This is a genomic window from Acinetobacter sp. NIPH 298 (genome assembly GCF_000369505.1).
Taxonomy (GTDB): Bacteria; Pseudomonadota; Gammaproteobacteria; order Pseudomonadales; family Moraxellaceae; genus Acinetobacter.
Genome location: NZ_KB850055.1, coordinates 2,257,979 through 2,271,310 on the forward strand (window position 1 = coordinate 2,257,979; position 13,332 = coordinate 2,271,310).

Below are 13,332 nucleotides of genomic sequence, written 5' to 3' on the forward strand. Positions count from 1 at the left end.
AAACCAAGAGTAAAAACAATGGCGCTCGATCAAATCTGGAAAGCACAATTGACGCTTGTCACCTATGGCAATGAGTTTTTACAGCAAGACTTAAATATGAATGATTGGGTTAACCATCCTAACTTTGCTCAACATCATTTGGTTTTTCGTGATTTAGCATATCAACAGCTTTTGGCACAACATTTTCAAGTTTGGTTAGAGGCATTAAAACAACAAGGGGTGGATAAACTAAGCCTACATAATTCAACCATTCTCGATGAAGAAAGTAACCCCAATCCAAACGTTGAATTACTTCCCTACGCTCACTTTATTGTCAGTCATCAAGGCAAAAATAAAACGGCATGGATTTGCGGTCACGAACTTGCCGAATGGTACACTCATGATCATCCCTTTATCGCCCCTTCTGCGCAGCAAGTTAAACTCCGACAAGAGATCTTTTGGCGTTATCCACTCAATGAGAAACTAACTAAAAAAGTGACATTAGACTTAAAAGTCAATGATTGGCACGAAATAGAAAAGTATATTGAAAGTGAAATTTTTAATCATCAATGCGCTGAAGATTTCTTAGACCCAGAACAAGTCGACCTACCTTTTTATGGATATGAGCTTGAACAGAGCCATTTAGATAAAATGGTCTTAGCTATTATTCCCACAACCCATCAAGCAGATGCCGCACACCATTTATTACACCGCATGTCTGCTTTGATTGACTTCTTACATTCGCGCTGCAATCACCCTTATACAACCCAAGGTGAAATTCTGAGTCCAGAGGAACAAATTAATTTACGCAATTTTGTTAAAAAAACCGACGATGTATTTGGTAGACTCATCAGCAAGATTGCCAATCATTATAAAAATATTGATTTTGACATGCCGATGGAACCTTATGATCGGACTATGGATGTCCCAACCGCATCAGGAAATCTACACAAGACCAATCACTCCAGCGTCATTAAACTGGTGCTGATCACCGTTGTAATTTGTATTTTGGCTTATTATTTTGGGCTTTAATATTCAGTGTAATCCAGCTCATCTTCGTCAATATTGATGAAGTCTGGCTCAGGGGTTTGCTCAAATCGTACCGCTAGAATCTCAGTTTGCTTAAGTAAGCTTGCTTTAGCAACACGATGCATCCCATCCATGACTCGCCCCTCAGCACACAAGATAATCGGATAACTGAGATCTGCATCCTGAACTAATTGAAAATGCTCAATGATTTGCTGTGTCGTCGGATACTGATCTGGAAACCAATAGGCTTCGTTGAGTTCCTGAATATCAACCAGTTGAACTTTCTTGGCAATACACGTTTTTGTCAGCTCAACGAGCTGATGTACATCCCAAATATGTGTATCCTCGCCAACTTGTCTAAAGTGATATTGTCTACGCACGTTTTAATCCATCATTAGTTATCGAAAATACCACTTCACCAGAATCTGAAACCATTTCTGGTTGGCGGACACTAACCACACCACTCATCGTCTTAGCCATACTCTTAATTATATTATATGGTTTATTTTTATTGATTCAGAGATATGAGATTGCCAAGTTTTTATTGCTTATTACCACAATTTTGTCGGTACTAATAATTATAGGAAGGAAATAAAAAAGACCGCTAAAAAGCGGTCTTTTTTGAATCTCTAAGCTTATGCAGCTAATGCACCTTTAGCTTTTTCAGCTAAAGCAGCAAATGCAACTGCATCATGCATAGCGATGTCAGCTAATACACGACGGTCGATGATTACTTGAGCTTTTTTCAAGCCATCAATCATGCGGCTATAAGACAAACCGTTAAGACGAGCACCAGCATTGATACGCGCAATCCATAAAGCACGGAATTGACGTTTCTTCTGACGACGGTCACGGTAAGCATATTGACCAGCTTTGATTACTGCTTGGAACGCTACGCGATAAACGCGTGAACGAGCACCATAGTAACCTTTAGCGCGAGCAAGAATTTTCTTGTGACGACGATGCGCCACTACACCACGTTTTACACGAGCCATTTATAATCTCCTTAGATGTATGGGCACATACGACGAACTGAAGCAACGTCACTTACGTGAACCATTACACAGCCGCGCAATTGACGAATACGCTTAGCAGATTTTTTGGTCAAAATGTGGCGTTTGAACGCTTGTTTACGCTTAATACCGTTAGCAGTCGCTTTAAAGCGTTTAGCTGCACCACGGCGAGTTTTCATCTTAGGCATAACAACCTCTTTTGAACACCTGTTCGGAACGTTTGCACCATTGCAAAAACGACCTGCAGGTAAGGGAGGCAGTATCATATAGTATTTTTGCTTAAAACTAAAGCAAAAATTATGGGTTCAAAGCTGAACATTCGAGAGCATTTACAGATTTGATAAAGTCATCAAAATTCCACTCAATAACCTTAGGGACTGAGAAATTCAGCTAAACAACCCGATATATAGCGCATACATAAATAGATAACGCCCGCCTTTGGCAATCGTCACAATCAATAAAAACCGTCCAAACCTTTCTTTCATTATGCCTGCAATCAAAGTGATGGGATCACCAATCACAGGCACCCAACTTAAAAGTAATGAATAAAAACCATATTTATGATAAATCTGCTGGGCTTGTTCTAAACGAGGTTGAGAAACTGGAAACCATTTTTTATCCTTAAAATGTTCTATTTTTAACCCCAACCACCAATTCACACATGAACCAAGCACATTACCAATGGTTGCCACGAGAAGTAAATAAAAGGGATTTGAAAGACCTTGTATCAACAGCGTCATTAAGACAGCTTCTGACTGCAACGGGAGTAACGTTGCTGCTCCAAAAGCAGAGAGAAATAATAAAAAATAGGACATCAGTGTGTAGAAGCACTCAAACAAAGATCAAAACAATGCCCAGACAATATCATCTTAAACTATTCAATCAAAGCGAGTTTATCCCACACCTGTTGAAGTTTCTCCTGATTCATCTCAATCTGAAAAACAGTTTTTATTGTTTCCTCAAAATCATTAAGAGTGGATAGAATTTTTTTATCTGACTTCTGTTTAGCATGTATTCTTAATACACGATCCTTTAACGTCATTCTGGCATCCGAATTGGCAGTGAACAACATCAAATGCTGTGTAAACATGGATTCTGGGGATGTTGATATATACCAATTCGCAATCTCAGCATCGGCTGGGGCAATCTTTTGCTCAGGATTAATGGCATATACATTGACCCATTCAACATGCAGAAAAACTTGCAACATATATTTCATATCCGTCAGCAGTGAAGTATCGATTCCACACACTGCAATATCAACGAATCTGAAAGGCTCTAATGGCGTTGACTGTGCTTCTCCGATGCGATCTAAAGATAGAATTGTTGTCGGTGTCATGCCACCAAACCCTGGATCATATAAAAATAATTGTTGATCAAGTCGAACCAGTGTTACCAAGTGCGTCCGGACTGGTACAGTTGTTGGGATACCTTGATAATAAACTCGACCTAATACGTTATAGGCTTCATATCCCAATTCAGTTAACGCGATTTTGGTTAAAGAACTATGCTCTAAACAATACCCTTCCCGATTTTCAATTAATAACTTCTGAACAAGTCGATCAGGTTCTAATGAAACTTCTTCTCCTAAAAAAGAAGCAATATTACCAAAAGGAATGTGCTGCACATGCAAGCTTAATAATGTCTTTAGATTATCCTGCGTCGGTGTGAAGTCCCCTTCAAAACCAAGCTTATTTAAATAACGTGTTGAAATTATTTGCTTCATGACTGACTATACTTTTTTATGATTAAACTATCCTATAATGATCAAGCCAATTTTAGTTTAAAAATTACACAACTATAAAAGAGTCATTCACACCCTGATTAGAACATTCTTTTTGAAATGTCTAATTCTTCATCCGAGCTGTCTTAGATCGAAAAACATAAGTAAGGATTGAGAAAAGAAATGGGGAAATAAAAGCCATCCAGAAGGTGAGATCTGAGGTTACAATTTCTTGGTACAAGGTGAGTTGAGTATCCCCATCTGAAACTGCCGCCCAGTCAATGGATACCGTATGATAAAGATAAGTGCTGAACAATAACGACAGGCTTAAAAAGCCCACGAAAAGCCAAGTGCTACCATATGAGTTTCTAGTTTCCACCTGTAGCCAAACAAATAACGTAGAAAATAAAAGCCCTAAAACACCAATCAAAGCAAAAACCAAGATCGCTAAATGAGCCTCTGAATATAGCTTTTGCAGCTGAGCGCAAAGGATTGCTGTGATGAAGAGCAATCCCATTGCAATCATCCAGTGCCTCCAATACCTATTGATAGAAACTTGAATAACAGGCATTAAACTTGAATCGACAAGGCTTTTTGGATCGCGGGACGAGCGGTTAAACGCTCAATATAATCTTTCACATAAGGATAATCTTCGAGTTGAATACCTTGCCACTCATAGCGTAATGCCCAAGGTAAAATCGCCATATCCGCAATTGAATATTCTCCCGCAACAAATTTCTGTCCAATCAGCTGTTTATTCAACACCCCATAGAGACGTTTGGTTTCATTGACATAACGATCAATCGCATAGGGAATACGTTCAGCAGCAAACTTATTAAAATGATGATTCTGACCAAGCATTGGCCCGAATCCACCCATTTGCCACATCAGCCATTGCTCAACTTCGACACGTTCTTGCTCATCACTTGGGTAGAATAATCCAGTCTTACGACCTAGATATTGCAAAATTGCACCAGACTCAAATACAGAAATCGATTCGCCACGTGGTCCATTCTGATCAACAATCGCAGGAATTTTATTATTCGGAGAGATTCTTAAAAAGTCAGGCTGAAACTGATCATTCTCTAAAATATTGATAGGGAAAATTTGATATGCAAGTCCCATTTCTTCTAAAGCAATTGTTATTTTATGCCCATTGGGTGTACCCCAATAATATAAGTCAATCATTTATATTATCCTATTCATCATTATCATGACTGTTTATCGCGTTATAGCATATTTAATCAGCGCTTCGTATTATTCCAATACGAAACAAAACAATAAAATATACCTTTTCAATGGGCTGGTGAAAGGAAAATTACTGGCTTGCCAAGTATGCTTTGGCTTTTTCACCTAAAAATCGTCGTCCTGCATTTTCACCATTAATCCATTCTTCCACTGTAAATAAGTCAAACAATCCAACTTTAACTAAAGTTGGAATAGCTAGTACTAATTCCTGCTCGACCTCACCACGCGCACCCGCATTATATAAACTAATGTTATGCAACATGGTTGCCACAGTCCCTGTTTGAACCTGACTACCATCTTTTAATCTGACTTGCGGCAGAACCTCTCCATCCTGTACCACTTTTTGATTTATTTCAGATAATTCATGTGTACCATTTATTGTAGACATTCGCATGTGCCCCTATAAAAATAGTTTAATATTCAAGTAAATTTAACATGATATTTAATGATGCACGCGACTGCATTTAAAAAAATTGCAAAAAAAAGCACCGCTTATTGCGGTGCTTTTTTATCAAGAAAAATTACTTTTTCTTTTTCGGGCCTAATAACATGCCCATTTGACGGCCTTCCATTTTTGGTGCTTGTTCAATAACACCAAAATCAGCCACATCAGCTTCAATTTTTTGCAACTGAACCAAACCAAGCTGTTGATGTGCCATCTCACGACCACGGAAACGCAAGGTGATTTTCACTTTATTTCCTTCTTCAAGGAAACGTAAAATTGCACGCAATTTTATCTGATAATCACCCACATCCGTTGCAGGACGTAACTTGATTTCTTTCACTTGCACTTGATGCTGTTTCTTCTTCGCATCTTTTTGCTTTTGCTTTAGGTCAAACAAGTGCTTGTTGTAATCCATGATTTTACAAACAGGTGGTTCTGCATTAGCAACAATCTCAACAAGGTCAAGATGCGCTTCTTCAGCAGCACGCAACGCTTCAGTTAATGAAACGACCCCTTTTTGTTCACCATCAGCTGCGACAAGACGTACTTCTTTTGCACGAATCTCATCGTTAATGGCAGGACGGTTACTTTTAGCACCTTGTTGTTGGTTACGGTCAGGCTGTTTAATCTTTATTACTCCACAATGTACCGGCCACGTTCGGCGACGGCAGATTTCACTAAGTCAACAAATGCATCGATTGACATAGTACCTAAATTTTTTCCTGAGCGAGTACGCACATTTACGGTACCTTCTTCAACTTCTCGATCACCAAGAACCAAAAGATAAGGAATACGCTCTAGGGTACGCTCACGAATCTTAAATCCGATTTTTTCATTTCTCAAGTCAGAAATGGCACGAAGACCATTTTCTTTGAGTTTTGCAACCACTTGTTCGCATGCTTCAGCTTGTGAATCGGTAATATTCATTACACAAGCTTGGGTCGGTGCAAGCCAAGGTGGCATGAAACCAGCGTAGTGTTCAATTAGTATACCAATAAAACGCTCGAAACTGCCAAGAATTGCGCGATGCAACATAACAGGTTGATCACGATCGTTATCTTCTGTGACATAAGAGGCATCTAAACGAATCGGCAAGTTGAAATCACACTGGATTGTACCGCATTGCCATACACGACCTAAGCAATCTTTCAATGAAAATTCAATTTTCGGACCATAAAACGCCCCTTCACCAGGTTGCAAGTCCCAAGCCAAGCCAGCATCATCCAGTGCATCTGCCAAAGATTTCTCAGCGATGTCCCAAAGTGCATCATCACCCACACGCTTTTCTGGACGTGTTGACAATTTCATTTGTACTTCTTCAAAGCCAAAATCTTTATAAACATCTAAAGTCAGTTTAATAAAGTCAGCGACTTCCTTACCAATTTGCTCTTTGGTACAGAAAATATGTGCGTCGTCTTGCGTAAATCCACGAACACGCATAATACCGTGTAAAGAACCCGATGGCTCATTACGGTGACAAGAACCAAACTCAGCCAAACGAATTGGTAAATCACGGTAAGATTTTAAGCCTTGGTTAAAGACCTGTACGTGACATGGGCAGTTCATTGGCTTCACTGCATAGTTACGACTTTCTGAGTGCGTCGTAAACATGTTTTCAGCATAGTTTGCCGCATGTCCAGATTTTTCCCACAAGCTAAAATCAACAATTTGTGGTGTCTTGATCTCTTGGTAACCGTTGTCTTGCTGAACTTTACGCATGTATTGTTCAAGCACTTGGTAAATAGTCCAGCCGTTCGGATGCCAGAACACCATACCCGGTGCTTCTTCTTGCATGTGGAACAAGTCTAGAGCTTTACCAATTTTACGATGGTCACGCTTTTCAGCTTCTTCAATACGTTTAATATATGCAGCTAACTGTTTCTTATCAGCCCAAGCTGTACCATAGATACGTTGTAGCTGTTCATTTTTCGCATCACCACGCCAGTAAGCACCAGATATTTTAGTGAGCTTGAATGATTTTAAAAATTTAGTGTTTGGTACGTGCGGACCGCGGCACATATCCAAATAATCTTGATGATAGTACAAGCCCATTTGTGTTTCATTTGGCATGTCTGAGATCAAGCGTAATTTGTATTCTTCGCCACGTGCGGTGAACTCAGCAATCACTTCATCACGTGGCGTCATTTTCTTAATAACGTCGTAATCTTGATCGATGAGCTGTTTCATGCGCGCTTCAATCGCAGCCATATCATCCAAAGTAAAAGGACGTGGCATCCAGATATCGTAGTAAAAGCCTTCTTCAATAACAGGGCCAATTACCATTTTCGCTTCTGGGAACAATTGCTTAACCGCATGTCCAACGAGGTGTGCGCATGAATGACGAATGATTTCTAAACCATCTTCATCTTTAGGTGTAATAATTTGAACTGTTGCATCTTCTGTGATGAGATCAGAAGCATCCACCAAACGATCATTGATACGTCCCGCAACGGTATTTTTTGCAAGACCAGGCCCAATACTTTGAGCAAGTTCCATCACAGATATCGGCTGATCAAATTGTTTCTGATCACCATTTGGTAAAGTAATGATTGGCATAATAAAATCCTTAAGGAGTGATGCCCTCTACGAAGGAGCATATCACCGCGAGATTATGTATTGAGGTAAACCCCAAAAGATAAAAAACGGCGGATAAAAAGTATCGAAGATTTTACACAGGTTTAGGCTAGGATGAAACCTTTGTGTCATAAAAACCCAAGATCATTCAAGGTTTTCTCTCAGACTAAAGCCTAAATGATTTAGATTGAACTAAACACTATGTTGATCTAGTTAAAGATGACAATAACATTCACGGAGCAATACACATGGTTAGTGCATATGATGAGTTACCACAAACACCCGCAAACTTCGTAGCCTTATCACCATTACGCTATTTAGAGCGTGCCGCTTATATTTATCCAGATCAAGCTGCGATTATTCATGGTGAACGTCATATTACATGGAAACAAACCTATCAACGCTGCCGTCAATTCGCCCATCAACTCGAAAAATTAGGCATTCAGAAAAATGATACCGTCTCGGTGTTATTACCCAATATTCCGGCCATGATTGAAGCACATTTTGCTGTACCGATGGTCGGTGCGGTTTTAAATACCTTAAACACTCGCCTTGATGCAAAAACCATTGCCTTTATGCTTGAACATGCTGAGGCAAAAGTCCTATTGGTCGATCCAGAATTTCGCCCAATCGCTGAAGAAGCACTTGCACTTATTGCACAAGAAATTATTGTAATTGACGTATTTGATGCCGAATTCGATGGTGAGCAAATTGCGATTGGACAATACGAATATGAATCTTGGATCGCCCAAGGTGATCCTGAGTTTGAATGGCACTTACCTCAAGATGAATGGGATGCGATCAGCCTAAATTACACCTCAGGCACAACGGGTAATCCAAAAGGTGTGGTCTATCACCATCGAGGAGCCTACCTCAATGCTGCAAGCAATATTTTAGCTTGTGGCATGAAACCACGCGCGGTGTATCTATGGACACTCCCCCTATTTCACTGCAATGGTTGGTGTTTTGCATGGTCAATTGCAGCCAGTGGTGGTACTAATATTTGCTTACGCCGTGTTGATCCAACGCTGGTCTTTAAATATATCGCCAAGCATAAAGTTGATTATTTCTGTGGGGCGCCGATTGTGTTATCCATGTTGATCAACGCACCTCAAGAACAAAAAATAGCATTTGAACACCGTGTTGAAGTCATGGTCGCTGGTGCCGCCCCTCCCGTTGCCATCATTGAAGGGATGCATCATATCGGCATCAATGTCAATCATGTGTATGGTTTAACCGAGACCTATGGCCCTTCGGCACTTTGCGCGACGCAAGCAGGCTGGAGTGATTTATCTATTCAGGAACAAGCTCAGCTTCATTCCCGTCAAGGTGTGCCATATCCGTTGCAAGACAGTATGCGTGTACTTGATCCCGAGACCATGCAACCTGTACCGAATGATGGTCAAACTATGGGAGAAATTATGTTCCGTGGCAATATCGTCATGAAAGGTTATTTGAAAAACCCTCAAGCAACGGAAGAGGCGTTTAAAGGAGGGTGGTTTCATACCGGTGATTTGGCCGTCTGTCATCCGGATGGCTATGCCAAAATTACCGACCGCTCTAAAGATATTATCATTTCAGGTGGCGAAAATATTTCTTCATTAGAAGTTGAGGATGTGCTCTATCGCCACCCAGCAGTACTCACTGCAGCTGTGGTGGCAAAGCCAGATCCTCGCTGGCAAGAAGTACCATGTGCATTTATTGAATTAAAACAAGGCGCATCTACGTCAACGGAAGAGATCATTGCGCACTGTCACAAAGAGCTAGCTCGTTTTAAAGTTCCTAAAGATATCGTGATTACTGAAATTCCAAAGACATCAACAGGCAAATTACAGAAATTTATTTTACGCGAGTGGGCTAAACAACGTGCGTCAGGTGAGTTTGGAAATTAATCCCCAAAAAAAAGAAGTTTCTAATGAAACTTCTTTTTAGTCTTTAGCCTTGTTCAGATAACAACGCCACTTGCTGTACATAATTCACTAATTTAAGCTTAGAGGCTGCTAGCTCTTCTTCACTCACTTCTCGTTTAACATCACGATGGATCCGCAATACATGCTGGCGTAAAGTATGGCGTTCAGAGGCATTATAGACTTTACTAAATTCATTAATGATTGGATCACCCTGATCAATCATACGATCGACCCAACGTAACAACTGTGCTTGTTTCTTCGCACCTTGCTGTGGGGTTAGATAAGATAAAATCGTTGTTTCATTTTCATTGCGCAATAATTTACCAATTCGTAGAAACTGACGACGTTTTGCTTCATATGAACTAATCGTTTGTACATCAAGCAGTGCATCAATTAAACGCTCATCGACAGGCAATTTTTGAATCTGTTTTGGATTCAATTGAGCCAGTTGTTCACCCAAAGCAGCCATGCGCTGTACTGCTTTTTTTTGCTCAGTTCTACTTGCACGCCCTTCTAATGACTCAAAATCTTCATCGGTATAACGCTGCTGGGTACGACGTGACACTATTACTCTGCCTCATAAAATTTTGCTGCGAACAGCGATTGAATTTCTTCCAGTGCCTTTTCTTCATCAGCACCTTCAATGACTAATCTTAATGTGGTGCCCTTACCGGCGCCCAACATCAACAACGACATAATATTTTTTGCATCAACCAACTTATCGCCTTTACCAATTTGGATAGAAGAACGAAACTTCGTCGTCACCTCAATAAGTTTACCAGATGCGCGCGCGTGTAAGCCGAGTTTATTAATTACATCAATCGTTGTGTCTATCATGACCAGTGCTTCATTTCTCTATGTAAGATTTGGACAGCCCATTTTGCCTCAAGGGCTTGTTTGAGTCTATCCACAATATAAACTGAACGATGCTGCCCGCCAGTACATCCCACTGAAATGGTCATATAGTGACGATGTCCCTCTGCAAAGGCAGGCAACCATTTATCTAAGAAAGCATAAATATCTTCAAACATTTCATTGGTTTGCTGACTACTTTCTAAAAAAAGGCGTACTGGCTCATCCAAGCCAGAAAAACGACGTAATTCTAAATCCCAATGCGGGTTAGGTAAATGACGTACATCAAATACATAATCAGCATCCAGTGGAATACCGTGCTTATAACCAAAGGACTGTAAAATAACAATCAAATTGTTCGATTGCCCAAGTTTAGACAACAAAATATGCTTTAAATCATGGACACTTTTATCCGAGGTATCAATATGCACTGTAGAGCGGAATTGTATCGGAATTAACAGTTGTTTTTCTTCCTGTATACATTGCAACAGGCTATTAAAACGATTGGCCAATGGATGCGGTCTTCGTGATGCACTAAAACGCGCAATCAAATTTTGATCTTGTGTGGTTAAGTAAATAATATCCACCGAACCATGTTTTTGTAATTGGTCAAAAACTTGATCGAAGTCTCGCATATCGGCACGAGTACTTCGAACATCGACACCTAAAGCGAGTTGTTCCAGATTATTTTCACGATCCAGTTTGGCCACTATTTCAGGCAACAATGCCAAAGGTAAGTTATCTATACAATAATATCCCAGATCTTCAAGCACTTGTAATGCAGAGGATTTCCCTGAGCCAGATTGTCCTGTGACGATAAGAATACGCTTCATGGCATTTTGCCCTTTTTATTTTTCAAGTTCTAAGTTTTAAAATGTATTTGTAAATTATCAATCAACCGCGTTGAACCTAGTTTTGCAGCAATAAATAAAACCAAATCTTGGTCAAATTGTTCAATAGGTTGCAAGTTGGTTTGTCGAGCTTCCACATAATCCACAATGAACCCTGCTTGTGTCAATTGAGCGGAGACATTTGCTAACACTTGTGAAAGTGCTTGTCCCTCATACAATTGTTGCTCAGCTTGTTTTAACGATTGATAAATTGTAGGTGCAACAGCTCGTTGTTGTTCAGACAAATATCCATTGCGGGAACTTAGCGCCAAGCCATCTTCAGCGCGCACAATCGGCACACCGATGACTTCAAGTGGCATGTTTAAGTCTTGAACCAACTGACGAATCACAGCCAACTGCTGATAGTCTTTTTCACCAAAAAAGGCATAGTCAGGTTGCACAATATTGAACAACTTAGTGACCACCACAGCGACCCCATCAAAATGGCCTGGGCGTGACTGACCGCATAAATCTTCGGTGATTTGATTCACACGAACATTGGTCAAACGAGGATGCTTGCCATACATTTGCTCAACAGAAGGTGCAAAAATAATATCGCAACCCACATCTGCCAATAACCGACTATCTTGCTCTAAAGTACGCGGATAACTATCAAAATCTTCGCCCACACCAAACTGAATGGGATTGACGAAAATACTGACCACTACCACATCACAGATCTTTTTTGCAGCACGCACCAAAGTCAAATGACCTTCGTGCAAATTTCCCATCGTCGGTACGAAACCAATCATTTTTTTTGTACTGCGTGCAGGTGCAAGTGACGCAGTTAAGCCTTGTATCGTTGTTTCTGTTTTCATGAATCAAAGCTCAACTTGGAAAGTATGTTCTTTTGCAGGGAAAGACTGATCTTGAACTGCAGCATGATACGCTTTAAATGCATCTAAAATAGCAGTTTCACCGGCCTGCTCTTTCATAAAATTACGAACAAAACGTGCAACACGTCCAAAAGTTAAGCCCAACATATCTTGTGCAACGAGCACTTGCCCATCGGTTTCATTTCCCGCACCAATCCCAATCACAGGTGTATTTGGGAATAATTCAGCAATTTCTTTACCGAGTTGTGCAGGAACACATTCGAGTAATAAAACAGCCGCACCAGCATCCACAACCGCTTGGCAGTCAGCAATCAATTGATCTGCCGCTTCACGCGTTCTCGCTTGAAGCTTATAACCACCAAATACATGTACAGATTGTGGTGTTAGGCCCAAATGTACACAGACAGGAACGCCGTTACGGGTCAAGACTTGAACCAACTCACTCAGCCAAGCCCCACCTTCAATCTTGATCATTTGTGCGCCAACTTGCATGACTGCTCTGGCATTTTTCAAACCATCTTCAAGAGTCGCATAGCTCATAAATGGCAAATCAGTCATGATTAAGGCATGCGAATTGCCACGACGTACCGCCGCAGTATGGTAAGCCATATCTTCCACTGTGACAGGAAGGGTTGAGTCTCTTCCTTGAATCGCCATCCCTAGAGAATCACCGATTAAAATCGTATCAATTTCAGCCAATTCCATTGCTTTCGCCATGCTTGCGTCGTAGCAAGTTAGGCAAGAAAACTTGCGTCCTTCGGCTTTAAACTTTCTTAAGTCACTTAGACTAATCATGATGATGTCCTCTACAGGCATTTCCAGAACAAAATAAT

17 protein-coding genes are annotated in these 13,332 nt (G+C 40.5%); 2 read left to right on the top strand and 15 right to left on the bottom strand.

The window, feature by feature from the left end; translation table 11 throughout:
• The first annotated feature begins 18 nt into the window (after window positions 1-18).
• A complete protein-coding gene (locus F903_RS15415) occupies window positions 19-1,011 on the top strand; it encodes a hypothetical protein (protein ID WP_005198413.1) in 993 nt (330 codons plus the stop codon).
• On the opposite strand, the gene F903_RS15420 is transcribed toward F903_RS15415, so the two are convergent.
• The 10 genes from F903_RS15420 to thrS all read right to left on the bottom strand — a co-directional run bounded on the left by F903_RS15420 (window position 1,008) and on the right by thrS (window position 7,993).
• A complete protein-coding gene (locus F903_RS15420; RefSeq protein ID WP_004672528.1) occupies window positions 1,008-1,388 on the bottom strand; it encodes a hypothetical protein in 381 nt (126 codons plus the stop codon). The genes F903_RS15415 and F903_RS15420 overlap by 4 nt on opposite strands.
• Window positions 1,389-1,643: 255 nt before the next feature.
• Complete coding sequence (gene rplT / locus F903_RS15425; protein ID WP_004664213.1) at window positions 1,644-2,003, bottom strand: 50S ribosomal protein L20; 360 nt, start codon at window positions 2,001-2,003, stop codon at window positions 1,644-1,646.
• An 11-nt stretch (window positions 2,004-2,014) separates the two neighbouring features.
• Window positions 2,015-2,209: a 50S ribosomal protein L35 gene (gene rpmI, locus F903_RS15430; RefSeq protein WP_004672526.1), complete on the bottom strand. Its 195-nt coding sequence runs from the start codon at window positions 2,207-2,209 to the stop codon at window positions 2,015-2,017.
• 198 nt (window positions 2,210-2,407) lie between these two features.
• Complete coding sequence (locus F903_RS15435) at window positions 2,408-2,836, bottom strand: YqaA family protein (RefSeq protein ID WP_004672524.1); 429 nt, start codon at window positions 2,834-2,836, stop codon at window positions 2,408-2,410.
• Between the two features lie 59 nt (window positions 2,837-2,895).
• Window positions 2,896-3,747, bottom strand: coding sequence for an arylamine N-acetyltransferase family protein (locus F903_RS15440; protein WP_005198419.1), 852 nt, complete (start codon window positions 3,745-3,747; stop codon window positions 2,896-2,898).
• 121 nt (window positions 3,748-3,868) lie between these two features.
• Window positions 3,869-4,270, bottom strand: a complete 402-nt coding sequence (locus F903_RS15445; RefSeq protein WP_005198420.1) for a hypothetical protein — start codon at window positions 4,268-4,270, stop codon at window positions 3,869-3,871.
• A 44-nt stretch (window positions 4,271-4,314) separates the two neighbouring features.
• A complete protein-coding gene (locus tag F903_RS15450) occupies window positions 4,315-4,932 on the bottom strand; it encodes a glutathione S-transferase N-terminal domain-containing protein (protein WP_005198421.1) in 618 nt (205 codons plus the stop codon).
• A gap of 130 nt (window positions 4,933-5,062) precedes the next feature.
• On the bottom strand, window positions 5,063-5,380 hold the full coding sequence (locus F903_RS15455) for a DUF7709 family protein (protein ID WP_171063495.1): 318 nt from the start codon (window positions 5,378-5,380) through the stop codon (window positions 5,063-5,065).
• A gap of 133 nt (window positions 5,381-5,513) precedes the next feature.
• The gene (gene infC / locus F903_RS15460) at window positions 5,514-6,065 is read right to left on the bottom strand and encodes a translation initiation factor IF-3 (RefSeq protein WP_081398967.1); all 552 of its coding nucleotides are present in this window, start codon (window positions 6,063-6,065) and stop codon (window positions 5,514-5,516) included.
• 5 nt (window positions 6,066-6,070) lie between these two features.
• Window positions 6,071-7,993, bottom strand: coding sequence for a threonine--tRNA ligase (gene thrS / locus F903_RS15465; RefSeq protein WP_005198437.1), 1,923 nt, complete (start codon window positions 7,991-7,993; stop codon window positions 6,071-6,073).
• Window positions 7,994-8,259: 266 nt separating this feature from the next.
• On the opposite strand from thrS, the gene F903_RS15470 reads away from it, so the two are divergent.
• The gene (locus F903_RS15470) at window positions 8,260-9,903 is read left to right on the top strand and encodes an acyl-CoA synthetase (RefSeq protein ID WP_005198439.1); all 1,644 of its coding nucleotides are present in this window, start codon (window positions 8,260-8,262) and stop codon (window positions 9,901-9,903) included.
• A gap of 43 nt (window positions 9,904-9,946) precedes the next feature.
• On the opposite strand, the gene yjgA is transcribed toward F903_RS15470, so the two are convergent.
• Genes yjgA through panB form a run of 5 tightly spaced genes read right to left on the bottom strand, consistent with a single transcriptional unit; the run spans window position 9,947 to window position 13,294 of the window.
• Window positions 9,947-10,486, bottom strand: a complete 540-nt coding sequence (gene yjgA / locus F903_RS15475; RefSeq protein ID WP_004672508.1) for a ribosome biogenesis factor YjgA — start codon at window positions 10,484-10,486, stop codon at window positions 9,947-9,949.
• A gap of 2 nt (window positions 10,487-10,488) precedes the next feature.
• Window positions 10,489-10,758, bottom strand: coding sequence for an HPr family phosphocarrier protein (locus tag F903_RS15480; protein WP_005198445.1), 270 nt, complete (start codon window positions 10,756-10,758; stop codon window positions 10,489-10,491).
• The gene (gene rapZ, locus F903_RS15485) at window positions 10,755-11,606 is read right to left on the bottom strand and encodes an RNase adapter RapZ (protein ID WP_004672505.1); all 852 of its coding nucleotides are present in this window, start codon (window positions 11,604-11,606) and stop codon (window positions 10,755-10,757) included. The genes F903_RS15480 and rapZ overlap by 4 nt, the downstream gene beginning before the upstream one ends.
• A gap of 29 nt (window positions 11,607-11,635) precedes the next feature.
• Window positions 11,636-12,481 (bottom strand): pantoate--beta-alanine ligase, encoded by an 846-nt coding sequence (gene panC / locus F903_RS15490; protein WP_005198448.1) that lies wholly within the window; start codon window positions 12,479-12,481, stop codon window positions 11,636-11,638.
• Between the two features lie 3 nt (window positions 12,482-12,484).
• Window positions 12,485-13,294, bottom strand: coding sequence for a 3-methyl-2-oxobutanoate hydroxymethyltransferase (gene panB / locus F903_RS15495; RefSeq protein WP_004672503.1), 810 nt, complete (start codon window positions 13,292-13,294; stop codon window positions 12,485-12,487).
• Window positions 13,295-13,332 lie beyond the last annotated feature (38 nt).